The sequence below is a fragment of the Rhodococcus sp. 05-2254-6 genome (assembly GCF_002258565.1).
Taxonomy (GTDB): domain Bacteria; phylum Actinomycetota; class Actinomycetes; order Mycobacteriales; family Mycobacteriaceae; genus Rhodococcoides.
Genome location: NZ_NOZF01000045.1, coordinates 43,801 through 70,326, shown reverse-complemented (window position 1 = coordinate 70,326; position 26,526 = coordinate 43,801). Strand labels below are relative to the sequence as shown.

Sequence of the window (26,526 nt, the reverse complement as noted above, 5' to 3'; positions counted from 1 at the left end):
CGGTGGTGACGTTCAGCTGGCGTAGGACCGCAGCTTCTCGGCGCGGTCGCCCTGCCGAAGCTTCACCATCACCTCGCGCTCGATCTGACGGACACGCTCACGGGAGAGCCCGAAGAGCTTGCCGATCTGATCGAGGGTGCGGGGCTGTCCGTCGTCCAGGCCGTATCGGAGACGGATGACCTGCTGCTCCCGCTCGTCGAGAGTGCCGAGAACGACGCGAACGTCGCTGTGCAACAGTCCGGCGATGACGGCATTCTCCGCGGACGTCGCCTCGGAGTCCTCGATGAAGTCGCCGAGGGGTGCTTCCTCGTCGCTGCCCACCGGCATGTCCAGGCTCACCGGGTCGCGGCTGTGGTCGAGCAGGTCGGCGATCTTCTCCACCGCGATACCCGATTCGCTCGACAGCTCCTCGTCCGTTGCCTCGCGGCCGAGCTGCTGATGCAGTTCACGCTTGATCCTGGCCAGCTTGTTGACCTGTTCGACCAGGTGGACAGGGAGCCGGATCGTGCGGCTCTGATCTGCCATCCCGCGGGTGATGGCCTGACGAATCCACCAGGTCGCGTAGGTCGAGAATTTGAAGCCCTTGGCGTAGTCGAACTTCTCCATCGCGCGGATGAGTCCGAGGTTGCCCTCCTGGATCAGGTCCAGCAAGGGCATCCCGCGCCCGGTGTAGCGCTTGGCAAGAGACACGACCAGGCGAAGGTTCGCTTCGAGGAGATGGCTGCGGGCGGCACTGCCGTCGCGAACGATGATGGCGAGGTTGCGCTTCTTGACCGCGCTCAACCTCTTCGTGTTCTCGAGAACCTGCTTCGCGTACAGACCAGCCTCGATCCTCTTGGCCAGATCTACTTCCTCGGCAGCCGTCAGCAACGCGGTGCGGCCGATTCCGTTGAGGTACACGCGAACGAGATCGGCTGCTGGGCTCTGGGCGTCCAGATCGGCGTCGGTCGGCCGTGGACGAATCGTGGTGCTGGGGCTGGTCATGACTTGCCTCCTGGTCGGTGGTGTCTCACAGGGTTCAACGCTCGGGAGACTCCGATAAGTTCCCACGCCGATCCGGTGGATACCCGCGTGACCAGGGATTACGTCATGTTCGTCCTGAGAAGTTGCTGAGAAGTGAAACCGCCGGGAACGGTCGCTCTCGTGGGGTGACGTCCGGGACTCATCGGGCCGGCAGAACCAGGCCGTGCCGGACGAGCCCCTGCATCATCGTCACCGCATGCTGTGCCAGTTCCTCTGCGTCCTCGTCGTGCGCAGCAGCGAGCAACTCCACCAGTTCACCGACCGGTAGGCCATCGGGTCGCAGCCCGGCGAGCAGAGCCGCACCGAGTTCGTCGACGTCGTGCTGCCACTGCGGGCCGTTTCCGCGATGGACTCGCAGCGCTACCGGAGCCCAGCCCTCGTCGCCGGGGAGATATACCCGTTCGAGTGCGGTGTTCGGTTCCAGAGTCAGCACCGAGTCGAGGATGTCGTGCTCTCGCAGCCAGTCCAGCCGCGCGAAGTACTCGATCGCTTCGTTGCCCAGCGGGTCGGAGAAGCCGTGCGTGAGCTCCTCGGCCAGAAGGTCGGTCGGCGCATCGGTACTGCGGAGATAGACGAACCCGAAACCGATTCCTTCCACGTCGGCGGCAGCGAAGTGATCGAGCCAGGACTGTGCCACCGCGGCCGCGTCGGGATCGCGGGGATCGAGTCCGCCGTCGCGCATCCACGTGCCCACGTACAGCGCGGGATCGGCGACGTCGCGCTCGACGACCCAGGCGTCGATCCCGTGCGCGGGAAGCCACGACGCCACGCGAGCACGCCAGTCCTCGCCGCGGACGTGCACCCACGAGGCCAGGATGGCAGCGGTACCACCGAGCGTCAGGTGGTCCGGGGCCCGGCCGATCATCAGAGCGCTCGCGCCGTCGAGATCGAGGCCGGAATCGCGGTACGAATGCAGCACTTCGGCGCGGCCGACGACGAACGGCGGGTTGGCGACGATGCGATCGAATCGACGCCCGGTAACCGGCTCGAACCACGAACCGTGCAGAAACTCGACGTCGAGGCCGTTGAGCGCCATTGTCGCCGCCGCGAGGTCCATCGACCGCGGACTGATGTCCGTTGCGGTCACCTGCGCCGCGTAGTCGCAGGCGTGGACGGCCTGGACGCCGCAGCCGGTGCCGACGTCGAGAACGCTGGTCACCGGGGACGTGGGGGTTCCCCGCAGCAGCGACAACGAGGCCTGGCCGACGCCGAGCACGTGGTCGCGAGCAGTCTCGGCGACGCGCATGCTGCCGTCCGGATCCGAGACGATCCATCGGGTTCCGTGTCCGGCGTCGAGCGGTCGAATGTCGAGCAGCGTCCGCACCGTCGACCCGGAACGGGTCAGGATCCCGGCCGAGACGGCGTCGTCGACCGTCAACGGTGCGATGGCGTCGGCGACGTCGGACTCGGCGCAGTCGTCGACGAGCAGGAACAGGCGCACCAGAACACCCAGCGCGCCGCCGTCCCGACTGGCGTTGCGGACCGGCACCGGCTCGCTGCGACCGAGGGCAGCATGGGCGTCGTCCCCGAGCAGCGTCAGCACGCCGTCGGCGTCGTACCCCGCCCGCTCGAAGGCATCACGAAGACCGGCGCAGGCGAGGACGAGCGGGGACGTGGAGTTCGGTGCAGTCACGACGCAAGTGTCGCATCGGCGAGGGCCGGTGCGTCAGTCGTCGCCCGCTTCGATCACCCGGTGGTTGCTCGATTCCAGTTGCGGCCTGTCGACGGTCCGGTAGTCGTACCGGCTCATCTCGTCCTTGCTGCGGGGCGGCCGATCGTTGGCGATCAGCACAGCCATCCACGGCAGAGGAATGGACGCTCCGACTATTGCCATGGAGATCCACGGGTTCATCCACATCCCGTACGCGATGGCAGCCAACACCAACGCCGGAATGCGGAACGACATGATGAACATGTATTTGCGGACGCGAGCTTTGTGCTGCTCCTCGACCGACTGCTGCGCCTCGGTGATAAGGACGGGCCCATCCGGCGAGTCGCTGTACGCGCTTCCGTCGAACCCTGGGGTTCTCGTCATACCTCCACTGTGGCACTACTGCTCACAGAATGCTTGCAACGAGCTTGTGCAACCGGTTACCCCTCGATGGGGATTCACGGATTAATCTGTGTCCATGAGCACTCAGACGAAGGACCGTCCCGATATCGCACCGGACGAAACCACGGAAGACGACCGGCCGAAGTTCTTCCACTACGTGAAGAAGAACAAGATCGCCGAGAGCGCAGTGATGGGTACGCACGTCGTCGCGCTGTGCGGTGAGGTGTTTCCCGTCACCAAGTCGGCGAAGCCCGGATCACCGGTGTGCCCGGACTGCAAGAAGGTCTACGAGGGCCTGAAGAAAGGCGACTGAGCACCGTCTCCCGGGTGTCGGTCGGGGGTCGGCTCGGGACGCCCCGAGCGGGCGCGGTCGCCGGACAGTTTGATCGGCCCCGTGGCGAGCCGTCGGGCGACAGCGGTCACCGGCCCCGACGGCTTGTCGTCGGTTGCGGTCTGCGCTGCGATCCACTCGCGCATCTGGTCCATTCGTGTTGCCCGTGCAGGTGAGAACTCCTGGATCGTCGCGTTGAACTCGGCCCCGAGCACGACGGCGAAGCCGAGGAAGAACGTGAACAGCAGAAACGCGATGGGTGTCGCCAGGGCGCCGTAGGTGTACCCGGTGCTCGTCACCCAGCCGAGGTATCGACGCAGGACCGCGCTCGCGATCATGAAGAACACCCCGGCCAGCAGAGCGCCGCCGAGGAGACGATGCCACGGCAGCGAGGTGTGCAGAGCAACCTTGTACAGCGTCGTCAAACCCATGATCAGCAGTAGACCGACGGCCGGGTAGTAGAAGAAGTCGACGAGCTCGCTGCCCACCGTGATCCACGAATCCGGCAGGATCTGCTGCACGTACACCGGTCCGAGGGCGACGAGCGGAAGCACGAAGACCGCGATCACCAGGAAACCCACGTAGAGAAGCAGCGCGAAGAACCGCTGCCAGACGGGGTTTCGCGCGTCGGCCTGGCCGTGCGCTTCCACGATGGAATCGACGAACGTCGAGATCGCCGACGACCCGGCCCACAACGAGAGCAGAAAGCCCACGGACACGATCTCTCCGCTGCCCTGAGCGAGGACGTCCTTGACCGTCGGCGCGATGATCTGGTCCACGACGCTGCCGCTGAACAGGGTGTTGCTGAACGTGATGATCTTGGACTCGATGATCTCGACGGTGTTGGGTCCGAACCATCCGCCGACGAGTCCCAGACTGCCCAGCACACCGAGCAGCAGCGGCGGCAGTGACAGCGTCTGCCAGAACGCGGCCGTTGCAGCCTTGCTGAAGATCGAATCGTCCCACGCTTTGCTCAGAGTGCGCACAGTCACTTTCCACACCGCGTGTAGCGGTTTTCTCGCCGACAATCGTTCCGGTGGTGGAGTTCCGCCTGCAGACTCGCTCATGGTTCCTCCAGCATTCCTGACGAAAGGCGTCTTCGCCTAACAGCCGACTAGCCGTGTCGCATCCGACTCGCCCCAGCGATGCGGGATCGGTCGGTGCGGAGCGATAGGCTCCTCGGCGGACACTGCAGGGCTACCGAGAGCGCGAGGAATTTACATCGATGCCAGGAACCGGCGGCCAGTGAGCGCTGACATGTTCGATCCGACACCACCATCGACCGAGCAGCCTGCCGCTCCCACGAGCGGGGGAGCACCGCTGCGCGCGTGGCAGCGACGGGCGCTGACGAAGTATCTCGTCGCCTCGCCCAAGGACTTTCTCGCGGTCGCAACGCCCGGCGCAGGCAAGACGACGTTCGCCCTTCGGGTGGCTGCCGAACTGCTGGCCCATCGCACCGTCGATCAGGTCACCGTCGTCGCGCCCACCGAGCACCTCAAGCACCAGTGGGCGGAGTCGGCGGCCAGGGTCGGCATCGCATTGGACTCGCGCTTCTCGAACTCGACCGGGCAGACCTCGAGCGACTATCACGGCGTGGTCGTGACGTACGCGCAGATCGCATCGCACCCGTTCAAGCATCGGGTGCGCACCGAATCGCGTAAGACTCTCGTGATTCTCGACGAGATTCACCACGGCGGCGACGCGAAGAGCTGGGGTGAAGGCATTCGCGAAGCGTTCGGAGACGCCACGCGACGGCTCGCACTGACCGGTACGCCGTTCCGCAGCGACGACAGTCCCATTCCGTTCGTCAACTACGAACCGGATCAGGACGGCCTGATGCGGTCCAAGGCCGATCACGCGTACGGCTACTCCGATGCTCTTGCGGACGGCGTCGTCCGCCCGGTCGTGTTTCTCGCGTACTCCGGAGAGGCGCGCTGGCGGGACAGTGCCGGTGAGGAGTACACCGCCCGGCTCGGTGAGCCGCTCAATGCCGAACAGACCGCGAGGGCATGGCGCACCGCACTGGATCCGCAGGGCGACTGGATGCCGGCCGTGCTGTTGGCGGCGAACACGCGTCTCGCGCAACTGCGGGCAGGAGGCATGCCCGATGCAGGCGGTCTGGTGATCGCGACCGATCAGACGGTGGCGCGGGCCTACGCGAAGCTGATCGAGGTGATCACGGGGGAGACACCGGCGATCGTGCTGTCCGACGACCCCACGTCCTCGGCTCGCATCGCCGAGTTCGGCAAGAGCGATCAGCGTTGGATGGTCGCGGTTCGCATGGTGTCCGAGGGCGTCGACGTTCCGCGACTGGCCGTCGGTGTCTACGCGACGAGCGCGTCGACCCCGCTGTATTTCGCGCAGGCCATCGGCCGCTTCGTGCGGTCTCGGCGCAAGGGGGAGACCGCGAGCGTCTTTCTGCCGTCGGTACCGGTGCTGTTGGATCTCGCGTCGCAGCTCGAGGCGCAGCGCGATCACATTCTCGGAAAACCGCACCGGGAGAAAGACGGTTTCGACGACGAGCTGTTGGCCGACGCCAACAAGCAGAAGGACGAACTGGGCGAGGAAGAGAAGGCGTACACCTCGCTGGGTGCGGATGCGGAACTGGATCAGGTGATCTACGACGGCTCCTCGTTCGGTACCGCGACGTTCTCGGGCAGCGACGAGGAAGCCGACTATCTCGGTCTGCCCGGCTTGCTCGACGCGAAGCAGATGCGCGACCTGTTGCGTCAGCGTCAGCAAGAGCAGATCGACAAGCCCGCTGCGGGCCCTGCGGTGCCGGCTCCTGCCGTCGTCAACGACAGGGCCACCAGTGCGGGCCAGTTGGCCGGCCTGCGGCGTGAATTGAACAGTTTGGTCGCGGTGTACCACCACCGCACCGGGAAGCCGCACGGGGTGATTCACGGCGATCTGCGTCGTATCTGCGGCGGCCCGCCGACGGCGATGGCGTCGGCCGATCAGTTGGGCGAGCGAATCGCGCAGTTGCGGAAGATGTAGGGCCACGGGCGGAACCGGGCACGAAAAAGACGGACGGTCTGATGACCGTCCGTCTTCTTCGTGTTCGTCGATCGTGGCGAACCTGTTTCCCCCGACACAAAAGGTGGGTTACACCGTGGAGTCCGATTCGGTCATCACCGTTGCGTTCACTTCACGCAAACGGGCTTCGTGCTCGGTGGCGTGGTGACCGCAGAAGAGAAGTTCTCCACCGGTCGAGAGCACGACACGCGCGCGAGCCCCTGCACCGCACCGGTCGCACCGGTCCGCTGCTGTCAATTGTGGGCTGGTCAATGTTCCGGGCATGACTCCTCCGTACTGGCTTGCGGGTTGTCCCGTTCGCCTGGGGCCGGTCCGCCGCGTCGGTATGGCGCGGTTCGTTCACTCTGTCAGACGTATGGCGGTCACGCGTTGTTCCCGAGCGCGTTTCTTTGTGTTGTCACTAACACGAAACATGTCCCACGAGCAGGAACATCTCCCAGAGTGTTCGCTGAGAGCTGATACCGGTTCACGCGAGCCACGGCAGTAGGGTCGCCGATGTGTCTTCGACTTCCACTTCGCTCTCCGGCGCATCGAAGCTCGGTATTCCATCCCTGTTCGTCATCGGCGCGGTGTGTATGTACGTCGGCGCGGCGATCGGGGTGTTCCTGTTCGACGTCGTCGATCCGGCAGCGGTGGCGTGGCTGCGCGGCTTCGGTGCGGCGCTGGTTCTGGTGCTCTGGCGACGGCCGTGGCGGCGCAGGGCGGGCACCGGCGGTGCGTGGACCGTGCGTCGGGCGATCACGGCCGCCGCGTTCGGCGGTGCGACGATCGGCATGAACGCAATGTTCTACGAGGCGATCGCCCGGCTTCCCCTCGGCGCGGCGGTGGCCATCGAGTTTCTCGGGCCGATCGCGGTCGCTGCTGCCGGGTCGAGACGGCCTGCCGATGTGTGCGCGTTGCTCCTGGTGGTGGCCGGTGTCGGGGCCATCGCTTCCGCGCAGTTCGAGGGCGGTGAGGTGGGGCTGGTCGGGATCGCGTTCGCGCTGGGCTCGGCGGCCCTGTGGGCTGCCTACATCGTGCTGGGCAAATCTGTTGCCGACGCAGGCCAGGGACTCGACGACATGGCTGCCGGGTTCGGAATCGCGTCCGTACTCCTGGCCGTGCCGTTGTTCGGACCGTTCGCGGCCGCGCACTCGAATGCGTTGGGAGACTGGCGGATCTGGGTTCTCGGATTGGGCGTCGGGCTGCTGTCGAGTGTGGTTCCCTACGTTCTCGATCAGTACGTCCTGGTGCGAGTGGGCCGGGCGCGCTTCGCATTGTTGCTGGCGCTGCTTCCGGCGACGGCGACGGTGGTCGGTGCCGTGGTGCTGACCCAGATTCCGACGGCTCTCGAGGCTCTGGGAATCGTGGCTGTCATCGCTGCCGTCGTCGTCGGTGGCCTGCCGGCCCGCAGAGATCGTGGCGTTGCCGACATTCCACCGCCCTGAGCCGCACTCGACACTGCAGAATGGAACGGTGACCAGCAAGCAGGACCACCTCGTTCACATCTGCACGGCAGGGGAGTGGCTCGCGATGCGCGGTCGGGCCGAATACACCCCGGACTCGTACGATTCCGTCGGGTTCGTGCACCTGTCCACACCCGAACAAGTGCACCTGCCGGCGAATCGGCTCTTCTCCGGGCGCACGGATCTGGTTCTGCTGCGCATAGATACAGCTCGTCTGACGGCACCCGTTCGGTGGGAACCGGGGGTACCGACAGATCCGGAGTCGATGGTCTTCCCGCACCTGTACGGACCGCTACCGATCGCGGCCGTGACCGCGGTCGTCGACTATCGGCCGGGGCCGGACGGAACGTTCGGGGTGCCGCAGGTGTGACGGCATCCACGCCGCAAAAGAACAACGACCGCTGATCACTGTGATCGGCGGTCGTTGTTCGAGATGGAGCGAACGAATCAGTCCAGGTAGTCGCGCAGTACCTGAGAACGCGACGGATGACGCAGCTTGGACATGGTCTTGGACTCGATCTGACGAATCCGCTCGCGGGTCACTCCGTAGACCTGGCCGATCTCGTCGAGCGTGCGGGGCTGTCCGTCGGTGAGACCGAAGCGCAGGCGTACCACCCCTGCTTCGCGCTCGGACAGAGTCTCGAGAACCGACTGCAACTGATCCTGCAGCAGGGTGAACGACACGGCATCCACGGCCACGACGGCCTCGGAGTCCTCGATGAAGTCACCGAGCTGGCTGTCGCCCTCGTCGCCGATGGTCTGGTCGAGGGAGATGGGCTCACGCGCGTACTGCTGGATCTCCAGCACCTTCTCCGGCGTGATGTCCATTTCCTTGGCGAGCTCCTCCGGGGTGGGCTCGCGGCCCAGATCTTGGAGGAGCTCACGCTGGATGCGTCCGAGCTTGTTGATGACCTCGACCATGTGCACCGGGATGCGGATGGTGCGGGCCTGATCGGCCATGGCCCGGGTGATCGCCTGCCGGATCCACCACGTGGCGTAGGTGGAGAACTTGTAGCCCTTGGTGTAGTCGAACTTCTCGACCGCGCGGATCAGACCCAGGTTGCCTTCCTGGATGAGGTCCAGGAAGGCCATGCCGCGACCGGTGTAGCGCTTGGCCAGCGAGACGACGAGTCGAAGGTTCGCCTCGAGGAGGTGGTTCTTGGCGCGGTTGCCGTCACGGCAGATCCACGTCATGTCGCGACGCTGCGCAACGGGAAGCTTCTCGCCCTTCTCCGCGGACTCTCGCATCTTCTCGACCGCGAACAGGCCTGCCTCGATGCGCTTGGCCAGCTCGACTTCCTCTTCGGCGTTGAGGAGTGCGACCTTGCCGATCTGCTTGAGGTAGGCACGCACGGAGTCGGCGGACGCGGTGAGCTCGGCGTCCTTGCGGGCCTGACGCAGCGCCTCGGATTCCTCTTCGTCCCAGACGAAGTCGCCGGACGCCTTGTCCTCGGCAGTCGGCTCGGCGGTGGCGTCTTCCTCGGTGTCGTCACCGGCGGCGACCACCTCGACGACATCGTTGGCGGCAGCGGCGAGGTCGCCCTCGGAGATGTCGATGTCCTCGATCCCGGGAGTGCTCTCGTCGGCGTCGTCGGAAGCCGGAGCAGCTGCTGTCTTCTTCGCTGCGGCCTTCTTCGCCGGGGCCTTCTTGGCTGCGGCACGCTTGGCCGGTGCCTTCTTTGCCGGTGCCTTCGCAGCGGGTGCCTTGACAGCAGGTGCAGGTGTCGCAGACTCGGTTTCGGAATCTACGGTCTGACGGATATCGGTGGCTGCCACGTACGCCCTTTCGTGACGAAGTCGTGCGGCGTCACGCCAGAGTTGTTTCCGGCGGAGAGGTCTTCGGATTCGGCCGGCTGCGTACCGGCACACACCATTGTAACGACCTCTCAGGAGTTTGTTACCGACCCTCGCCCTACGCAGGTGGCAACCCGCGTGTCAGTCCAGCGATCCGGCGGACGTACCAATCTCGGCGGACGGTACGGCGGAGTCCGCTGCGAGTGCGGCACCGACGATCCCGGCAGTGTTCAGCAGGGTTGCCGGAACCACGGGTGTGCGATTGGTCAGGTGCGGAATCCACTTCTCGCTCTTGCGGCTGATGCCGCCGCCGGCGATGAAAAGATCCGGCCACAGCAGCGCCTCGAACGTCTCGAGAACCTTCGAGACCTCCTTGGCCCACTCCTTGTAGGACAGGCCCTGGTTCTCCTTCACCGACGACGCCGCACGATGCTCGGCCTCCTTGCCGTCGATCTCCATGTGGCCGAATTCGGTGTTGGGAAGCAGAACGCCGTTGTGCAGCACGGCCGAACCGATCCCGGTGCCGAACGTCAACAGCACGACGACGCCGTCCCTGCCCTTGCCGCCGCCGTACTTGTCCTCGGCCACTCCGGCTGCATCCGCGTCGTTGAGCACGGTGACGTTCTCGGTGCCGATGGCTTTCGCGAACAGCGCGCGGGCGTCGGTGTCGATCCAGGACTTGTCGATGTTGGCGGCCGAGCGAGCGACACCGTTGGTCACCACTGCAGGCAGGGTGACGCCCACCGGGCCGGTCCACTCGAAGTGCGCGACGATCTCGGCCACGGTGCGCGCGACGGCATCGGGGGTCGACGGTTGCGGCGTCTCGATCTTGTAGCGGTCGCCGACGAGCTCACCGGTGCTCAAGTCCACGATTCCGCCCTTGATGCCGCTGCCGCCGACGTCGACGCCGAACCCGTGGCGCGCCGCCGCAGCGGTGGTGTTGTCCGAACCTGCCTGTGTCATGTGGATGCCGCTCCTGGCGTGATCGAATCCGTGTGATGCCGTCGGTTCCGAACAATAGTGTGTTTCGGCGTTCGTGGGACGGTGACGTCACCGGCGGTCGCTGCGGTGGTGCTCGAACGTCGGTGTGTGTTGCGATGTACGTGTGCCGAAACCAGACCGATCGCAGACCGACACCGCCAGTACACAATTGCCGGAAGAGCAGGTGGCAGCAGAGGGATCGAACACCCGCGAGGTGGACGTGCTGCGCGAGGTCGCCGTACGGGTCGCGACGCGAGCCGCCGAGCACGTCAGGCGACGCCGCCCGGAGGTCTTCGGCGGCGAACCGATCGAAGGTGACGGCGCGGTGCAGTCGAAGAGCACGCCGACCGATCCGGTGACGATCGTGGACACCGAAACCGAGAGCGTCCTCCGCGAGCTGCTGGCGCGGCTTCGGCCGCAGGATGCCGTTCTCGGCGAGGAGGAAGGCAGCGAGAACGACTCGCTCGACGGCGTGCGGTGGGTGCTCGACCCGATCGACGGAACCGTGAATTTCATGTACGGAATTCCGGCGTACGCGGTGTCGGTCGCGGTTCAGATCGACGGTGTCAGTGTTGCGGGGGCCGTGGTCGACGTCGCCCGCGAGCTCGTCTACTCGGCCGCTCTTGGGCGCGGGGCGACGGTGGAGCGAGCCGACGGTACCCAGGAGCAGCTGCACTGTTCGGGTGTCACCGATGTGTCGATGACGTTGTTGGCCACCGGATTCGGCTACGGATCCGGTCGTCGCGCGGTGCAGGGCGCGATCATTTCCGAACTGCTGCCTCAGGTGCGTGACATCCGCCGGATCGGTTCGGCTGCGCTCGATCTGTGCATGGTCGCGTCCGGAGTTGTCGACGCACACTTCGAGCACGGGCTCAGTCCGTGGGATTGGGCGGCGGGTGGGCTGATCGCAGCCGAGGCTGGCGCGACGGTCAGGCTGCCTGCTGCCGACAGCACCAGCGCTCAGGGTGCGGTGACGGTGGCCGCTGCCCCAGGGGTCTCGAACGCCTTCCTGGCGGTACTGCGCAGCGCGGGTGCACTGGATCCGATACCCGGCTGACGCGCCGCCGGTCGGTCAGCAGCGCGATTCGCGTGCTGCCGAGAGCAGATCGGCGTCGAGTGGCGCAGGGGCGGCACCGGGTGCGGTACCGGCGAGCGTGCGCAACACTTCCTCGGCGTCGTCGTTGGGCTGGATCTCGCTGAAGTAGGTACCGAGAGCCAGATCGACCGAGTCGTCGGCGCGGGCATCCTGAATCAGTTCGGCGCACGGCGCGACCAGTGACACGGCACTGGCCGCCGCCAGGCCGGCCGGGCCGAACCGAATCTGGCCCTGGCACTGCATGTTCTGATCGACGTAGACCGGATCGTTGCCGACCTGGACGTCCGGTGCGCTGGCGAAACCGTAATCGATGAGCTGGGCGGCGACGAGAGCTGCCTGTCCGCGCTCACCGTTCGCGTTGAAGACGCGAACTTTCGATGCGGACAGGGCCGCAGGCTCGACGTCGAGCAGTGTCGTCGGGTCCACTTCTTCGCCGAGAGGTGCCGGCTGCGTCCCGTCCGTCGCGGCGGTGGTGGTGGGCACGTTGCATTCGGCCGTTGCGGAGGCGGCTTCTGAGGTGGTGAACACCTTGACCCACACGAGCACTCCGAGCAGGGCCAGCACGGCGAAGACCGCGATCATCGGAAACGCGCGGCGTCGACGGAACGGACGACCTCGACCGTCGACCGAATGGCCTTCGGTGATCAGAGAAACCACGGTGATCTTCGCCTTTCCGTCGGCAGTTGCCGAGACCGGTCCACAGAGTCGGTTCACACCGACGCGGTGCCTACTGTAGATGCCCGCGGTCGGTGGGGGCGGCACACTCGGCCGGCACCTACTCCGATCCCGTGCGCGACGCCCGATTCGGAGCCCGAAACCGGGGGCGAGAAGTGTTCTGCGATGCAAGGAATGAAGCCGCCCATCCCGGTGTTGTTGCGGCGTGCAGCCAGGTGGAGGACCAGTCGGCGATTCGGTTTCTGCTTTGCGACCGGCTTCGGCTATTGTCTGGCGGCCGCGGTGCTTCAAGAATCGGACACCGGTGCACGATCGATCAGGTGAGCGAGGTCTCGATCGGGTTTCAACCGGCGAGTTCTGGGAACTACCCGGTGTAGTTTCGGGCACCGCGCGACGACGAACGGTTTGAACAGATACGAACATCGGTGGGAGCGAGCAAGCGCCCTCTTCACAGCCGACGGCCACAAGCCGACCACATCGGCAGCTTTCACCACACACACGCACGAAGATGAGGGGTACGAATACAATGGCAACCGACTACGACGCACCGAGAAGAACAGAATCCGACGATGTGTCGGAGGACTCGCTGGAAGAACTGAAGGCCCGACGCAACGAGGCTCAGTCCGCCGTGGTGGACGTGGACGAATCCGACACCGCGGAGTCGTTCGAGCTTCCGGGTGCAGATCTGTCCGGCGAGGAGCTGTCGGTTCGGGTCGTTCCCAAGCAGGCCGACGAGTTCACCTGCTCGAGCTGCTTCCTGGTCCATCACCGCAGCCGGCTGGCCAGCGACGCCAACGGTGTACTGATGTGCCGCGACTGCGCGGCGTGACCTTTTCCACACAGACCTGATCCAGCGGGTCAGGTCTGTGTCGACGGTTCCGACCGTCGATCGACGGGTGAATCAGCGCGCTTCGACGCCGTGCGCGGTCAGGACTGCCAGCAGCTCTTCGGGGCGCTTGGTACTGACTAGCCAGTAGGGCGTCGGATCGTCCGGGTCGTCGAGGACCACGATCACCATCTGCTTCACCCAGGTGCGGTGCTGCACGAAGGCCAGTGGATCGAGTTGCCTTCCCAGCGCCGCACTTTTTGCTGTCGCGGGAACGATCGCGGCCTTCGATGCCACATCGAGTGGCAGATGAGCAGACCCGACGCGTAACTCGGTGCCGGTCGCTCCGGTGCCCACCTCGACGCGCAGCCTGCTGAAGGCGAACAACGCCCACGCGATCAGTGGGAGCAATACGACATAGGGCAGCCAGGCCCTGATGCCCGGCGCACCCATGTGGATCTCCGCAGCCAGCAAGACCGCCACGGCCGCACCCGCCGCCCACCACCAGATCGGCACCCAGAGTCGCTCCGAGTACAGCACGGAGTTCGCGGGTGCTGAGGAACCCGTGTGGGGAGTGGAGTCGCCGGACTCCGACGCGTGTTCGGCCTGTCGATCTGCAGTCACGAGTCCCAGGGTAGTCGCCACACCGAGACGGAAGCCGGCCAGCGTAGTCTCGTACGACGTGAGCGACGAAGTCACCGAGTCCGGCAGCGAACCATCCGTCGATCGACCCACCATCCCGTGCCTGCCTTCCGATCCGGTGTCCGAGGTCCTGGTACGCCGACTCGATCCCGAGCTTCCGGTGCCGACGCGTGCGCACGACGGTGATGCGGGGGTGGATCTGCGAATCACGGCTCCGGTGACCATCGCACCGGGCGAACGCGTCCTGGTGGGGACCGGAATCGCGATCGCTCTCCCGTTGGGAACCGTCGGGCTGGTGCATCCGCGATCGGGGTTGGCGGCGAAGTCGGGCCTGTCGGTGGTCAACACCCCGGGCACCATCGATGCCGGCTATCGCGGGGAGATCAAGGTCTGTCTGATCAACCACGACCTGCACACTCCGATCGAACTCGAGCGCGGCGACCGCGTCGCCCAACTGATCGTGCAGCGAGTCGAGTTGGTGACGTTCGTCGAGGTGGACGAGTTGGACGACACCGTTCGAGGGGCCGGTGGTCACGGTTCGACCGGTGGCCATGCGAGTCTGAAGCAGTGAGTTCCGCCACGACGTTCACCGGTGGCAGGCACAGTGGAAGCAACCGAGAAGAAGAGAGCTGAACATGTTCGGACGGCGTAAGAAGAACGACGCCGGCAGTGCCTCCGCGCCCGGTGCGGAGCCATTCGTCGACAGCGTCGAAGACGAAGACGACGATGTCGAGGCCGCGGACACGACCGCAGACGGGCCCCACGATCTCGAGGACCTCGACGACGATCGCGAGACCGTCGCCAAGACGCGACTCGACCTCGGCTCGGTGCTGATTCCGCTGCCGGAGGGCGGTCAACTCCAGGTGGAGATGTCGCAGGCCGGTAGCCCGCAGGCAGTGCACATCGTGACGCAGTTCGGGCGCATCACCATCGCTGCCTACGCGGCACCCAAATCGCCCGGTCAGTGGCGCGAGGTGGCAGCCGATCTGGCGTCGTCTCTGCGCAACGACAAGGCCGAGACGACAGTCGAGACGGGTCCGTGGGGACGCGAACTCCTCGGTGTCACGGCCAACGCCGACCTGCGCTTCATCGGAGTCGACGGCTATCGCTGGATGGTCCGCTGCGTGCTGGCGGGTCCGTCGGGTGCGGTGGGCGAGGGCCAACCGCTCGTGCGGCTGGCGCACACGATCCTTCGCCAGACCGTGGTGGATCGGGGTACCGAGCCGCATCCCGTTCGGACCCCGTTGCCGGTGGTGTTGCCGCAGGTACTGGCCGAGCAACTTGCTGCAGCCGCGCAGCAGCAGGCGGCAGCTCAGCAGAACGCTGCGCAACAGGCCGCGCAGCCCCAGGCTGCGGTACCCACCGCCGAACCTGTTGTGCCGCAGCAGGATTCGACGCCGCAGCCGACCGCCGCCGAGCGTGACCGCGCGCCGCGTCGGGGCGCGTCGGGATCGGCGATTCAGCAGCTGGGCGGCTGAGCCTGCGGACCGTCGAGACCGTCGAGACCGTCGACCGCCGCTCGGCCGAGGCATCCCGGGCCGCGTCCGATGTCGTCCAGGGTCACGGTGCGCAGCGCGCAGTTCGGTAGCGCCCGCGCCCACTGTCGAGCCACCTCGATCGGATGGACCGCGTCGTCCACTGCGCCCACGACGACGGCAGGCAGCTCCAGCCGAGCGAGCTCGTGGAATTCGGGGCTGCGGTGGCGAGCCGCCTCCTCCAGCGCGTCCGGAAGCGCGGGCCACTGGGCAGCCCATGACCTCCGCAGCGTGCGCGCGAGCCACGGCGGGCTCGACGCGGCCATTGCCGCGGTGACGGCGTCGAGCCCCTGTTCACGCAGGGATCGAACGGTGAACTCCGCGCTCAGGGCCGCGGGGGATCCGGTCGGGTCTCCGGTCCACGCCGGGAGCGCGAGTGCAACAGCCGCAGTGTTCGATGCGTTGGCCGCGGCCCAGCGAACCGCTACCGCGGCCCCGAGGGATATCCCCGCGATCACGACGCGTCCGTGTCGGTGCACGGCGTCGTCGAGGGCGTTCAGGTAGCTCTCGACCACCGCGGCCGGGTCGGGTTCGACCGCGATGGTGGTCAATCCCACACTCTCGAATGCGGCCGAGAACGCGTCGGCGGCGAACCGGGCATCGGACCCCGTTCCCGGTAGAACGATCGCGGTGCGGGTGTCGAATCGGCTGTGCACGACACGATTGTGCACGCCTTCCGACACCTCCGTAGCGGCGGTTGGTCAGCGTGACACTTGGGGTCTACAGTGGCGAAGTACCCACCCTGACGAGGGAACGACCCCCACCGCTGGAGCGCACAATGGCACCCGCTGCCGCAGGATACTTTCGCCGCCTGACGCGGAAGTTGACAGAGGACATCGATCAACTCGATGCCGAGGAGATGGCCGAAACCTCCGAAGCCTCCGGGGCTCGGCGAGCGTGCGACTGCTTGCGAGGCGAGGAAGTGACCATGCTCGGTCGGTTGCGCAGCGTCGAAGCCTGCTCGAAGGCGGCCAATGCCAACATCGAAGCCGAGTTCTTCGACGGCACCGACACGGTGACGCTGCTCTGGATCGGGCGCCGCAAGATCGCCGGAATCGAACCCGGCAAGACTCTGCTCGTGCGCGGACGTGTCGGCGAACGCGACGGACGCAAGATCGTCTACAACCCCTATTACGAACTGCGCGACGACAGCTGATCGTCGCCGGTATGGCACTCTCGTTGTCGTGACCAACAGTGACGATTCCGTGCCGCCCACGCCGACATCGAACACGCCGGAACCCACAATCGACGCGTCGAACACGGACCGCGTCGAGAAGGTGGCTCCCACCGTCCTCGAACAGCTCGGCGGTCTGAGCGGGCTCGTCTACTCCACCCTGCCCGTCGTCGTCTTCGTTCCGGTGAACAGCTACGTCAACCTGTCGGTCGCCCTCTGGTCCGCTCTGGGAGTCGCCGCCGCGGTGTTGGTGTGGCGGTTGGTTCGTCGCAGCCCCATTCAACCCGCCATCTCGGGATTCTTCGGAGTCGGGATCTGCGCGTTCATCGCATACCGGACGGGAGATGCCAAGGGCTACTTCCTGTTCGGCATCTACACTTCGCTCGCCTACGGTGCGGCTTTCGTGTTGTCGGTGCTCGCGCGCTGGCCGTTGGTCGGCATCATCTGGGGATACCTCAACGGCAAGGGAACGTCGTGGCGTGGCCACCGGTCGGCTGTGCGCTACTACGACGTGGCCACCATCGCCTGGGCATCGGTGTTCGGCGCTCGATACATCGTTCAGTCGCAGCTCTACGACTCCGACCAGACGGGCTGGCTCGCCGTTGCCCGCATCGGCATGGGCTGGCCGCTGACAGGGGTGGCGCTGTTGGTCACGCTCTGGGCCGTGCGTGCTGCCGATCGCGCGCTCGACGCTGCGTCGAGCGCGGACCGCAGTCGGGATCGGCTGTCGTCAGATCAGGCCGACAGCGGAGCGTAGTTCGTTCTCCACCTCTTTGGCCGCGACGAACAGCAGCTCGTCGCCGCCCTCGAGCGGATCGTCGTGCTGTGGAACGATCACTCGACCGCCGCGCAGAATCGTCACCAACGCTGCGTCCCTGGGCAATTGGAGCTTGCGGACCGGCTTGCCGGCCAGGGGGGTGTTCTCCGGCAGCGTGATCTCGACGAGGTTCGCCTGACCCTTGCGGAACGTCATCAGGTGGACGAGGTCGCCTACCGACACGGCTTCTTCGACCAGGGACGCGAGCATTCGCGGCGTCGAGACTGCGACGTCGACGCCCCAGGCGGCATCGAACAGCCATTCGTTGCGTGGATCGTTGACCCGGGCCACCACGCGATTGACGCCGAACTCGGTCTTGGCCAGCAGGCTGAGCACCAGGTTCGCCTTGTCGTCACCGGTGGCAGCGATCACCACGTCGTAATTCTCGAGGTGGGCGGCTTCGAGCAGACTCAACTCGCACGCGTCGGCCAGCACCCATTCCGCTTCCGGGATGGCGGCCTGATCGACGTGGTCGAGTTTGCGTTCGAGGAGCATCACATCGTGTTCGCTGCGGATCAACTCGCGTGCGATGGATCGGCCGACTGCGCCGGCTCCGGCGATAGCGACTTTCATGGCTTCCCGTTCGGGTCGATGGGGGAGGTGGGGAATGTGCGCGCGTGCATCAGTCGTCCGAGGGCGGCGGATTGCCCGCCAGTGCAATGGCTTCGGCGACGGTTCCCGAGACAGCGGCGACGTACACCTCGTCACCGGCTTGGATCACGGTTCGTTTGTCCGGTAGCAGTCCGCTGCCGAAACGGATGACGAACGCGGCCCGCGAGTTGGTGGCTTCCTCGAGTACCGAGAGCTTCTTGCCGATCCAGGCGTCGTGGAAGTCGAGCAGGACGACGGCGACGCTGCCCGACGGATCGCGCCACTTGGTGGTGGGGTCGTCGCGCAGCAGGTTGTGCAGAAAACGATCGGTGGCCCAGGGGACGGTGGCGACGGTCGGGATGCCGAGGCGTTCGTAGACGGCGGCGCGCTTGGCGTCGTAGATCCTCGCGACCACTTTGTCGACGCCGAACGTCTCTCGTGCGACGCGGGCGGAGATGATGTTGGAGTTGTCGCCGGACGACACGGCCGCGAAGGCCTCGGCCTTCTCGATTCCCGCGCTCACCAACACATCTCGGTCGAACCCCATGCCGACGACGCGATGGCCGGCGAAGTCGGGGTCCAGACGCAGAAAGGCTGTTTCGTCGCGGTCGATGATCGCTACCTCGTGTCCGATGCGTTCGAGCGCCCCGGCCAGCGATGCGCCGACGCGGCCACATCCCATCACAACTACGTACAACGCCCAGCTCCGTCCCGATCTCGATGGTCGACCACTGCCGACCGACACTGCCATGACCGGCAGGCGTGCACCAACGTATCGGGGGATCGGCCACCGTACGGATCGAGGGTGCGCTCCGACGCAGTTTCGGGCGCGTGGTTGAGACGACCGTAGGAGGACGGCCTACGCTTCTGTGCGTGTCCAAGGTCTCGACTGCCGCCAAGCGGCTAGTGCTCGGTAAGCCGTTCCGCAGCGACAAGCTCGGTCATACGTTGCTTCCCAAGCGGATCGCGTTGCCGGTGTTCGCCTCGGACGCCATGTCGTCGGTTGCGTATGCACCCGAGGAGATCTTTCTGGTGCTGTCTGTCGCGGGCATCTCGGCAGTCGCGTTCACCCCGTGGATCGGTCTCGCCGTCTGCGTGGTGATGGCCGTCGTCGTGGCCAGCTACCGACAGAACGTGCATGCCTATCCCTCCGGTGGTGGCGACTACGAGGTCGCGACCACCAACCTTGGCCCCGCAGCCGGATTGACGGTCGGCAGCGCACTGCTGGTCGACTACGTGTTGACCGTGGCCGTGTCCATCTCGGCGGCCGCGTCGAACATCGGGTCTGCGGTGCCGTTCGTGGCCCAGCACAAGGTGCTGTTCGCTGTCGTGGCCATCGTCCTGGTCACCTCCGTCAATCTTCGTGGCATCCGGGAGTCCGGAACTGCGTTCGCCATCCCGACGTACGCCTTCATGGGTGGCATGGTCCTGATGCTGGGGTGGGGCCTGTTCCGTGTCTACGTTCTCGGCGACGACATCCATGCCGAATCGGCAGCCTTCGATCTGCGGGCCGAGGATTCGCACCTGTACGGCATCGCGTTCGCATTCCTCATCGCGCGAGCGTTCTCGTCCGGTTGTGCGGCACTGACCGGGGTGGAGGCGATCAGCAACGGGGTACCGGCATTCGAGAAGCCGAAGTCGCGCAATGCCGCGACGACGCTGCTGCTGCTCGGAGTCATCGGGATCACACTGCTGATGGGCATCATCCTGCTCGCGCAGAAGATCGGCATCAAATACGCGATGGATCCCGAATACCAACTCGTCGGAGCGCCGGAGGGCTACCAACAGAAGACGCTCATCGCTCAGTTGGCGGAGGCGGTCTTCAGCGGATTCCCCATCGGGTTCTTCTTCATCACCACCGTCACGGCCCTCATCCTCGTTCTTGCGGCCAACACTGCGTTCAACGGATTCCCGGTGCTCGGTTCGGTGCTGGCACAGGATCGGTATCTGCCGCGCCAGCTGCACACTCGCGGTGACCGCTTGGCCTTCAGCAACGGCATCCTCTTCCTGTCCGGTGCCGCGATCGCCTTCGTCGTCGTGTTCGGCGCCGAGGTCACCAAACTCATTCAGCTCTACATCGTCGGTGTGTTCGTCTCGTTCACCCTCAGTCAGACCGGCATGGTTCGGCACTGGACGCGGCTGTTGGCCACCGAGACCGATCCCGAGCAACGCCGGCGCATGCAGCGCTCGCGGGTGGTCAACGGGGTCGGTCTCGGCATGACCGGAACGGTGCTGGTCATCGTGTTGATCACCAAGTTCGCCGCCGGTGCGTGGATCGCGATCGTGGCGATGGTGGCGATCTTCGTCCTGATGCGCATGATCAGAAAGCACTACGACACCGTGGCCCGTGAACTCGAGAACGAGGAATGGGACGGAGTGCTGCCCAGCCGGACGCACTCGATCGTGTTGGTCTCGAAGCTGCACATGCCGACCCTGCGCGCGTTGGCGTACGCCAGGGCGACCAGGCCCGACACACTCGAGGCGGTGACCGTCAACGTCGACGAAGCCGACACGCGCGCGCTGGTCAGGGAGTGGGAGGCGAGTGACGTCACGGTGCCGCTCAAGGTCGTCGAGTCGCCGTACCGAGAGGTCACCAAACCGGTTCTCGATTACGTCAAGCGAGTTCGCCGCGATTCGCCTCGGGACGTTGTCACGGTCTTCATTCCCGAGTACGTGGTCGGTCACTGGTGGGAGCAGGTTCTGCACAATCAGAGCGCGCTGCGACTGAAATCCCGACTGCTGTTCCAGCCTGGCGTGATGGTCACCAGCGTGCCGTGGCAGCTTCGGTCGTCCGAGAAGGCCAAGCGTGAGGTGCTCGGCAATGCGCCCGGTGCGTCGCGTCGCGGCTACGAGCCTCCGGCCGGCAAGTGAGCGAGAGTTGGTTCGGGCTCCTGCTCGAGGTCGAATTGGGCGCGCCAGGGCACGGCGGGTTCTGTGTGGCCCGCCACGACGGCCGGGTGATGTTCGTGCGTCACGGATTGCCCGGTGAACGGGTCCTGGCCAAGGTGACCGAGGACCGGGGCGGATCGTTCTGTCGCGCCGATGCCGTGGAGATTCTGTCTGCCTCTCCGGACCGGGTGGACGCGCGCTGTCCCATCTCCGGACCCGGCGGCTCGGGCTGTTGCGATTACTCCCACGCGAGTGCCGATGCCGGACGGCGACTGAAGTCCTTCGTCGTCGCCGAACAACTTCGCCGCGTCGCCGGAATCGAGCGTGAGGTGCACGTCGAGGAACTACCGGGGTCCGGCGACGGCACCGGGTGGCGAACCCGTGTGCGACTCGCCGTCGATTCCGGCGGACGGCCCGGCTATCACCGCTATCGCAGTAGCTCGATCGTCACCGAACTGACGTGTCCGCAAATGGATTCCGCGGCCTTCGAGGGTCTGGCGGATCAGCAATGGCGGCCGGGTGCCGAGCTGCAGGTGGTGCTCGACGGGGAAGGTGAGCGGCACGTGGTGGAGATCGCGCCCGCGCAGCTCTCGCCCACCGGACGCCGATCGCCGGGGCGTCGTGGCGCGGCCGCGCGTCGGGCTGCGTCGTCGCGGTCCCGGCCGGAGAAGGCCGTGATCGGATCGGGTCGGGTCACCGAACAAGTCTCGAACAGGGCGTGGACCCTCGACGCCACCGGATTCTGGCAGGCCCACCGCGGCGCGCCGCAGGTGTACACCGATGTGGTGGGCGACTGGGCGGACGCCACAGCCGGTGACGGTGCGTGGGATCTGTACGGCGGTGTCGGTGTGTTCGCCGCCGCGCTGGCCGATCGGGTGGGTCCGAGCGGCCGAGTCACCAGCGTCGAATTCTCCCGTCGCGCCGCCGAGGACGGCCGTTCGGCGCTGCAGGATCTACCGCAGGTCTCGTTCGTGCCGGGTCGGGTCGAGCGGTCGTTCGAGACGTTGACCGAGCCGGTAGCGGTTGCGGTGCTCGATCCACCTCGGGCGGGTGCCGGACGGGACGTGATCGACGCCCTCGCCGTCAGGTCTCCGCGTTCGGTGGTGCACATCGGATGTGATCCGGCCTCGTTCGCACGGGATGTGAGCTTGTATCGAGCTGCGGGATACGAACTGGTCGACATGCGCGCGTTCGACGCCTTTCCTTCGACCAGCCACGTCGAATGCATCGGCCGTTTCGTTCGTCGGTGAGGGCGGCGACCGATCAGGCCCGGTACGCAACTTCGGCGACCGGGGCGAAGGTGTGCGTGGGAACGGTCACGATGCGCTGGGCGCCGCAGGTGCACCCCTGATATCCGACGAGTCCCTCGCTCGTGTCGTGGGTGGAGTGGGTGGTCCAGGTGTGTGTGGTGTGTTCGGTGTGCATGCGTCCATCGTGATGTAATGGTCTTGTGCACATCAACCCTTACGGCGAATATGCGGTGAAACTCGGTATCGACCTGCTCAATTCACCGCCCACGTCGGCAACCGAACTGGGCAACCGCTGCGTCGACGCCGGCCTCGTACCGGACTGGACAGCAACCGACGCCGATCTTCTCGACACCCTCGAGTTCCTGCGTGACTGGGCCCGTGTGGTGGACGCAACCACCGAGAACGATCGGGCCGACGAGCTCAATGCGCTGTTGGCACAGGCGTCGGCGTACCCGCGGCTGACCAACCATGCCGACGACGGCTGGCACATGCACTATCGCGATCCCAACATCGAACTCGGCGGCGTCATCAGGGCCTTGGTGAGCGTCGGCACAGCGTTGCATCTGACCGGACGCGGAATGTCTCGCCTCGATCGCTGCGCCGCCGCCGACTGCACGCTTGCGTTCGCCGACACCTCGAGGACAGGCAGGCAACGCTACTGCGGAACTGCGTGCTCCAATCGCGACGCGGTCCGCAGGCATCGAGCACGCGCGGCCTCGTGATCGAGGCGATGCGCACCGTGTTCGCTAGGACTTTCGGTTGTACAAGCGCATCGTGATGGGCCCGAACACCGCCAGCAACACCGCGCACAGCATCAGCGTCACTCCCAGCCGACCGGTGTCCACATCGCCCTGCATCAGTCCGCGCAGTGACGTGACGAGGAAGCTGACCGGGTTGACGTCGACGAATGCGCGCAGCCAACCGGGCATCGTGCTGGGGTCGACGAAGATGTTGCTCGCGAAGGTGAGCGGAAACAGGATGAACATCGACACGCCCATGACCGCGGCCTCGGTGCGCACGATCATCGCGATCATGGTCCAGATCCAGGACAGGCAGAACGAGAACACCAGCAGCAGGGCGATGGACGCCACGACGCCGAGGACACCACCTTGCGGCCTGAAGCCGAGGACCAACCCGAGGATCAGCACGATCACCGACGCCAGCGTGTAGCGAACGACGTCACCGAGAAGCGCACCGACCAGGGGCGACGGACGCCAGATGGGCAGCGAACGGAATCGATCGAACACGCCCTTCTCGATGTCCTTGTTCATGGTCACGCCGGTGTACATCGTGATCATCACCACGGTCTGCACGAGGATGCCGGGGAGCAGGAACTGGATGTACGCCTCGGTCGACCCGGCCAGCGCGCCACCGAACAGGTAGGTGAAGAGCAACGTGAACATGATGGGAAAGGCCGTCACGTCGAACAATTGCTCGGGTACGTGCTTGATCTTGAGCAGCGCACGCCACCCGAAGCTCAACGACGTCGACAACGACGACGGACGCGGCGGACGAGGCCCGGCGGCACCGAGCACGTCGATGATGGTCGACGCCTGTGGCGTCGACTGCTGGGCTTCGGTCGTCATGACGCAACCTCCCGGTCGGATTCGACTGTGGTGCCGGCCTGATAGGTCGTTCCTGCAGGCTCCACTCCCGCCCCTCGGGTCGTTCCTGCAGGCTCCACTCCCGCCCCTCGGGTCGTTCCTGCAGGCTCCACTCCCGCCCCATGCCCGGTGAGGGCGAGAAACACCTCGTCCAAGCTCGGTTGCCCCAGCGTGAACGACGCGATGGGAATGCCTGCAGTGTCGAGTGCAGGCAGCACGGGCGCGGCCTGTGCCGGATTGTCCAACCGTGCGGTCACGGTGAACGGATCCGGGTCCTCGGTGACGTTGTCGCCGAGCAGATCTCGCAGGATCCGTGCAGCGGCCGTTCGCTGGGACGTTTCGAGAACTCGCAGGTGCAGTGAATTCGATCCCACCGATGCCTTCAGCTCGCCCGTCGTCCCTTCGGCGATGACCTTGCCTCGATCGATGACTGCGACACGCCCGGCCAGTTGATCGGCCTCGTCCAGATACTGTGTCGTCAGTAACACCGTCGTTCCGCCTGCGACCAACGCACGGACGATCTCCCACACGTGGTTTCGGCTGCGAGGGTCGAGTCCCGTGGTGGGCTCGTCGAGGAATATCAGTTCGGGAGTGACGATGATGCTGGCGGCGATGTCGATGCGACGGCGCATGCCGCCGGAGTAGGTCTTGACCTGCCGCGGTCCGGCATCGGCGATGTCGAACGCCGTCAGCAACTGCTCGGCTCGTGATCGGGCGGCAGGCCGTGAGTAGCCGAGCAGTCGAGCGAGCAGCACCAGATTCTCCGTACCGGTGAGATCCTCGTCCAGGGAAGCGAATTGTCCTGTCAGAGCTACCTTCTGCCGTACGGCCTCCGGTTCGTTCGCGACGTCGTGGCCCAGGACCCGGGCGTTGCCTCCGTCGATCGGAAGCAGGGTGGCCAGCATCCGGATGGTCGTCGTCTTGCCTGCGCCGTTGGGCCCGAGCACGCCGTAGACACCACCGGACGGGATGGACAGGTCGACTCCGTCGACAGCGATGTTCGTGCCGAAACGTTTGACCAGACCGTGTGTCTCGATCGCCGCCATGTCTCTCGTTCCCTCCGGTGGGCCGGTCGCCCGATTCCCCGCGATTGTCCGATTCTCCACCAAGGATGAAACGCGGTCCACAACTCCGCAAACGAATTTCGGTTCCGAACCATCCTCCGGTCGGTTTGTTCCGAATATGTACTGCGGCGGGAAAACGCGGAGGTTTCGATATGAGAGCGATATGACCACTAGTGTCATGATCGATGAACTCGATCATGAACCCGTCTGTTGGGACGACCTTCCGATGAGCGCGCCGTTGTCGGATGCGTCCGGATCGTCGGATGCCGGCCGTGACCGGCCGACGTCCGATGCCTCGGAGAACTACGCGGCAGAGGATGCGGTGTGCGCTGTTCCCAGTCCACAGCTCAAGAACCTGCGTGCCGACGAAACGGATCGTCTCCGCCGGTTGATGGCGTCGGTCGCACAGGGCGATCGGGCGGCGTTCGCCGAGTTGTACGACGCGACGTCGTCGCGGGTGTACGGCATGGTGCTGCGGGTGCTTCGCGACCCGGGGTACAGCGAGGAGACCGCACAGGAGGTCTTCCTTCAGATCTGGCGTGCGGCACCGAACTACGACCCGAACCAGGGCAGTCCACTGGCCTGGATCATGACGCTGGCGCACCGTCGCGCCGTCGATCGCGTTCGGAGCGAGCAGTCGGGTACCGACCGTGAGGCCGCGTACGGCGCAGTCAGTCACACACCGGAGCACGACGAGGTACTCGAGACGGTGACGCAGCGGCTCGAATCCGAGGCCGTGGTTGCCTGTCTCGATACTTTGACCGATACGCAGAGCGAGTCGGTCCGAATGGCTTATTACAGCGGTTACACCTATCGCGAAGTTGCGGAGCGGCTCGGGGTCGCGGTTCCTACCATCAAGTCGCGCATACGAGACGGATTGATCAAATTGAAGACATGCCTGGGGGTGATCCCGCAATGAACGAATCGTCACGACAACGACTGCTCGACGACGCGGTGGTCTATGCCCTGCACGCGACCACCGAAGCCGAACGACGCGACATCGAGACCGAACGGCTGCGCGTCGACGAGACCGCACGCGCCCAGTTCGACGTCCTCGTGGGCGAGATCCACGAGACGCTGGCCTTGGCAGCGGCGGCCGACGCCGCTCCTGCACCCGAGCGCCTCCGGCAACGGGTGCTCGATCAGGTCGCCGTCAGCGATCAGGAGCCCACGGTCCACAAGCTGCCACCGAACGTCACGCCACTGCACCGGCATCGGCGGGAACGCTCGAAGGCCTGGCGGTACTCGATGGTCTCGGCTGCGGCCGCGGTGGTCGTCGCCGTCGGCGGCGTAGTGGTGGTCAGCCAGACCATGGGCAACGATGCGCAGCCGACTCAGGCGGATCAGATCGTGGCCGCGCCCGATTCACGACAGGTGACGGCGGAGTTCCCCGGTGGCGGCTCGGCGACCGTGGCGTACTCGCTGTCCCAGAACGCGGTAGTCGTCGATCTCGACGGAGTCCCGCAGCCACCACCCGGCCGCGTCTACCAAATGTGGTTCGTGGACGGTTCACCTCGCTCTGCCGGCGTGGTGACCGAGGATCAGCTCACCTCCGAGGACGGCACGGTGGTCGACGGTCTCGGGTCGTCGACGAACTTCGCGTTCTCGCTCGAACCCGCGGGCGGGTCTGCGCAGCCCACCGAGGTGCTCACGATGCTGACGCTGGGTGCCTGAGAACAGCACACGCACAGTCGCCTCGG

Annotated in this window: 30 protein-coding genes; 15 read left to right on the top strand and 15 right to left on the bottom strand. The window is 65.8% G+C overall.

Features of this window, described 5'->3' with window-relative positions:
- Positions 1 to 12: 12 nt before the first annotated feature.
- From CH256_RS05440 to CH256_RS05430, 3 genes are all read right to left on the bottom strand, one after another.
- The gene (locus tag CH256_RS05440; protein ID WP_032377730.1) at positions 13 to 984 is read right to left on the bottom strand and encodes a sigma-70 family RNA polymerase sigma factor; all 972 of its coding nucleotides are present in this window, start codon (positions 982 to 984) and stop codon (positions 13 to 15) included.
- A gap of 178 nt (positions 985 to 1,162) precedes the next feature.
- Entirely contained in the window at positions 1,163 to 2,656 is a 1,494-nt protein-coding gene (locus CH256_RS05435; RefSeq protein ID WP_094642027.1) for a DUF7782 domain-containing protein, read from the bottom strand.
- Positions 2,657 to 2,689: 33 nt separating this feature from the next.
- Positions 2,690 to 3,058 (bottom strand): DUF3099 domain-containing protein, encoded by a 369-nt coding sequence (locus CH256_RS05430; protein ID WP_094669065.1) that lies wholly within the window; start codon positions 3,056 to 3,058, stop codon positions 2,690 to 2,692.
- A 94-nt stretch (positions 3,059 to 3,152) separates the two neighbouring features.
- On the opposite strand from CH256_RS05430, the gene CH256_RS05425 reads away from it, so the two are divergent.
- The gene (locus CH256_RS05425) at positions 3,153 to 3,389 is read left to right on the top strand and encodes a DUF3039 domain-containing protein (RefSeq protein WP_068050652.1); all 237 of its coding nucleotides are present in this window, start codon (positions 3,153 to 3,155) and stop codon (positions 3,387 to 3,389) included.
- On the opposite strand, the gene CH256_RS05420 is transcribed toward CH256_RS05425, so the two are convergent.
- Positions 3,362 to 4,474, bottom strand: a complete 1,113-nt coding sequence (locus tag CH256_RS05420; RefSeq protein ID WP_068050651.1) for a YihY/virulence factor BrkB family protein — start codon at positions 4,472 to 4,474, stop codon at positions 3,362 to 3,364. The genes CH256_RS05425 and CH256_RS05420 overlap by 28 nt on opposite strands.
- 190 nt (positions 4,475 to 4,664) lie before the next feature.
- Between CH256_RS05420 and CH256_RS05415 the strand changes: the two genes are divergently transcribed.
- Positions 4,665 to 6,404 (top strand): DEAD/DEAH box helicase, encoded by a 1,740-nt coding sequence (locus CH256_RS05415; RefSeq protein WP_094642023.1) that lies wholly within the window; start codon positions 4,665 to 4,667, stop codon positions 6,402 to 6,404.
- A gap of 108 nt (positions 6,405 to 6,512) precedes the next feature.
- On the opposite strand, the gene CH256_RS05410 is transcribed toward CH256_RS05415, so the two are convergent.
- A complete protein-coding gene (locus CH256_RS05410) occupies positions 6,513 to 6,707 on the bottom strand; it encodes a DUF7455 domain-containing protein (protein WP_027496884.1) in 195 nt (64 codons plus the stop codon).
- Positions 6,708 to 6,940: 233 nt separating this feature from the next.
- On the opposite strand from CH256_RS05410, the gene CH256_RS05405 reads away from it, so the two are divergent.
- Together CH256_RS05405 and CH256_RS05400 are read left to right on the top strand one after the other, a co-directional pair.
- Positions 6,941 to 7,870, top strand: coding sequence for an EamA family transporter (locus CH256_RS05405; protein ID WP_068050649.1), 930 nt, complete (start codon positions 6,941 to 6,943; stop codon positions 7,868 to 7,870).
- A 28-nt stretch (positions 7,871 to 7,898) separates the two neighbouring features.
- The gene (locus CH256_RS05400) at positions 7,899 to 8,258 is read left to right on the top strand and encodes a DUF952 domain-containing protein (protein ID WP_094669063.1); all 360 of its coding nucleotides are present in this window, start codon (positions 7,899 to 7,901) and stop codon (positions 8,256 to 8,258) included.
- Positions 8,259 to 8,335: 77 nt separating this feature from the next.
- On the opposite strand, the gene CH256_RS05395 is transcribed toward CH256_RS05400, so the two are convergent.
- Together CH256_RS05395 and ppgK are read right to left on the bottom strand one after the other, a co-directional pair.
- Positions 8,336 to 9,664 carry an RNA polymerase sigma factor gene (locus CH256_RS05395; RefSeq protein WP_068050647.1) on the bottom strand — a complete coding sequence of 443 codons (1,329 nt, stop codon included), beginning with the start codon at positions 9,662 to 9,664 and terminating at the stop codon, positions 8,336 to 8,338.
- 159 nt (positions 9,665 to 9,823) lie between these two features.
- Positions 9,824 to 10,645 carry a polyphosphate--glucose phosphotransferase gene (gene ppgK / locus CH256_RS05390; RefSeq protein WP_094669062.1) on the bottom strand — a complete coding sequence of 274 codons (822 nt, stop codon included), beginning with the start codon at positions 10,643 to 10,645 and terminating at the stop codon, positions 9,824 to 9,826.
- Positions 10,646 to 10,832: 187 nt separating this feature from the next.
- Between ppgK and CH256_RS05385 the strand changes: the two genes are divergently transcribed.
- Positions 10,833 to 11,720 carry an inositol monophosphatase family protein gene (locus CH256_RS05385; RefSeq protein WP_373454780.1) on the top strand — a complete coding sequence of 296 codons (888 nt, stop codon included), beginning with the start codon at positions 10,833 to 10,835 and terminating at the stop codon, positions 11,718 to 11,720.
- Positions 11,721 to 11,735: 15 nt separating this feature from the next.
- Here CH256_RS05385 and cei read toward each other — a convergent pair whose 3' ends face one another.
- On the bottom strand, positions 11,736 to 12,416 hold the full coding sequence (gene cei / locus CH256_RS05380; protein WP_068050645.1) for an envelope integrity protein Cei: 681 nt from the start codon (positions 12,414 to 12,416) through the stop codon (positions 11,736 to 11,738).
- A gap of 544 nt (positions 12,417 to 12,960) precedes the next feature.
- On the opposite strand from cei, the gene CH256_RS05370 reads away from it, so the two are divergent.
- Positions 12,961 to 13,263, top strand: a complete 303-nt coding sequence (locus CH256_RS05370) for a DUF4193 domain-containing protein (protein WP_027496891.1) — start codon at positions 12,961 to 12,963, stop codon at positions 13,261 to 13,263.
- Between the two features lie 72 nt (positions 13,264 to 13,335).
- Here CH256_RS05370 and CH256_RS05365 read toward each other — a convergent pair whose 3' ends face one another.
- Positions 13,336 to 13,800, bottom strand: coding sequence for a DUF3093 domain-containing protein (locus tag CH256_RS05365; RefSeq protein ID WP_068050644.1), 465 nt, complete (start codon positions 13,798 to 13,800; stop codon positions 13,336 to 13,338).
- Between the two features lie 220 nt (positions 13,801 to 14,020).
- Between CH256_RS05365 and dut the strand changes: the two genes are divergently transcribed.
- Positions 14,021 to 14,473, top strand: a complete 453-nt coding sequence (gene dut / locus CH256_RS05360; protein WP_094642394.1) for a dUTP diphosphatase — start codon at positions 14,021 to 14,023, stop codon at positions 14,471 to 14,473.
- A 64-nt stretch (positions 14,474 to 14,537) separates the two neighbouring features.
- Entirely contained in the window at positions 14,538 to 15,380 is an 843-nt protein-coding gene (locus tag CH256_RS05355; RefSeq protein WP_094669061.1) for a DUF3710 domain-containing protein, read from the top strand.
- Here CH256_RS05355 and CH256_RS05350 read toward each other — a convergent pair.
- Positions 15,362 to 16,093 (bottom strand): alpha/beta fold hydrolase, encoded by a 732-nt coding sequence (locus CH256_RS05350; protein WP_256989377.1) that lies wholly within the window; start codon positions 16,091 to 16,093, stop codon positions 15,362 to 15,364. The two genes, CH256_RS05355 and CH256_RS05350, sit on opposite strands and share 19 nt — an antisense overlap.
- Before the next feature lie 122 nt (positions 16,094 to 16,215).
- On the opposite strand from CH256_RS05350, the gene CH256_RS05345 reads away from it, so the two are divergent.
- Both CH256_RS05345 and CH256_RS05340 read left to right on the top strand, forming a co-directional pair.
- A complete protein-coding gene (locus CH256_RS05345) occupies positions 16,216 to 16,593 on the top strand; it encodes an OB-fold nucleic acid binding domain-containing protein (RefSeq protein WP_068050637.1) in 378 nt (125 codons plus the stop codon).
- A gap of 88 nt (positions 16,594 to 16,681) precedes the next feature.
- Positions 16,682 to 17,368 carry a DUF3159 domain-containing protein gene (locus tag CH256_RS05340; RefSeq protein WP_373454779.1) on the top strand — a complete coding sequence of 229 codons (687 nt, stop codon included), beginning with the start codon at positions 16,682 to 16,684 and terminating at the stop codon, positions 17,366 to 17,368.
- Here the strand turns inward: CH256_RS05340 and CH256_RS05335 are convergent.
- Positions 17,342 to 18,001, bottom strand: coding sequence for a potassium channel family protein (locus tag CH256_RS05335; protein WP_068050636.1), 660 nt, complete (start codon positions 17,999 to 18,001; stop codon positions 17,342 to 17,344). The two genes, CH256_RS05340 and CH256_RS05335, sit on opposite strands and share 27 nt — an antisense overlap.
- A 49-nt stretch (positions 18,002 to 18,050) precedes the next feature.
- Positions 18,051 to 18,716 carry a potassium channel family protein gene (locus CH256_RS05330; protein ID WP_037190085.1) on the bottom strand — a complete coding sequence of 222 codons (666 nt, stop codon included), beginning with the start codon at positions 18,714 to 18,716 and terminating at the stop codon, positions 18,051 to 18,053.
- A 176-nt stretch (positions 18,717 to 18,892) separates the two neighbouring features.
- On the opposite strand from CH256_RS05330, the gene CH256_RS05325 reads away from it, so the two are divergent.
- Together CH256_RS05325 and CH256_RS05320 are read left to right on the top strand one after the other, a co-directional pair.
- Positions 18,893 to 20,890: an APC family permease gene (locus CH256_RS05325; RefSeq protein ID WP_068050635.1), complete on the top strand. Its 1,998-nt coding sequence runs from the start codon at positions 18,893 to 18,895 to the stop codon at positions 20,888 to 20,890.
- A complete protein-coding gene (locus CH256_RS05320; protein WP_068050634.1) occupies positions 20,887 to 22,158 on the top strand; it encodes a class I SAM-dependent RNA methyltransferase in 1,272 nt (423 codons plus the stop codon). The genes CH256_RS05325 and CH256_RS05320 overlap by 4 nt, the downstream gene beginning before the upstream one ends.
- 13 nt (positions 22,159 to 22,171) lie before the next feature.
- Here CH256_RS05320 and CH256_RS27970 read toward each other — a convergent pair whose 3' ends face one another.
- Positions 22,172 to 22,333 (bottom strand): hypothetical protein, encoded by a 162-nt coding sequence (locus CH256_RS27970; protein ID WP_179272008.1) that lies wholly within the window; start codon positions 22,331 to 22,333, stop codon positions 22,172 to 22,174.
- A gap of 25 nt (positions 22,334 to 22,358) precedes the next feature.
- On the opposite strand from CH256_RS27970, the gene CH256_RS05315 reads away from it, so the two are divergent.
- Positions 22,359 to 22,880: a CGNR zinc finger domain-containing protein gene (locus tag CH256_RS05315; protein ID WP_179272007.1), complete on the top strand. Its 522-nt coding sequence runs from the start codon at positions 22,359 to 22,361 to the stop codon at positions 22,878 to 22,880.
- Positions 22,881 to 22,904: 24 nt separating this feature from the next.
- On the opposite strand, the gene CH256_RS05310 is transcribed toward CH256_RS05315, so the two are convergent.
- Together CH256_RS05310 and CH256_RS05305 are read right to left on the bottom strand one after the other, a co-directional pair.
- Positions 22,905 to 23,744 (bottom strand): ABC transporter permease, encoded by an 840-nt coding sequence (locus CH256_RS05310; protein ID WP_068050632.1) that lies wholly within the window; start codon positions 23,742 to 23,744, stop codon positions 22,905 to 22,907.
- Positions 23,741 to 24,808 (bottom strand): ATP-binding cassette domain-containing protein, encoded by a 1,068-nt coding sequence (locus tag CH256_RS05305; RefSeq protein WP_094669060.1) that lies wholly within the window; start codon positions 24,806 to 24,808, stop codon positions 23,741 to 23,743. Before CH256_RS05305 ends, CH256_RS05310 begins: the two co-directional genes overlap by 4 nt.
- Positions 24,809 to 24,989: 181 nt before the next feature.
- Between CH256_RS05305 and CH256_RS05300 the strand changes: the two genes are divergently transcribed.
- The gene (locus tag CH256_RS05300; protein ID WP_094669059.1) at positions 24,990 to 25,745 is read left to right on the top strand and encodes a sigma-70 family RNA polymerase sigma factor; all 756 of its coding nucleotides are present in this window, start codon (positions 24,990 to 24,992) and stop codon (positions 25,743 to 25,745) included.
- On the top strand, positions 25,742 to 26,500 hold the full coding sequence (locus tag CH256_RS05295; RefSeq protein ID WP_094642011.1) for an anti-sigma factor: 759 nt from the start codon (positions 25,742 to 25,744) through the stop codon (positions 26,498 to 26,500). The genes CH256_RS05300 and CH256_RS05295 overlap by 4 nt, the downstream gene beginning before the upstream one ends.
- The last annotated feature ends 26 nt before the right edge of the window (positions 26,501 to 26,526 follow it).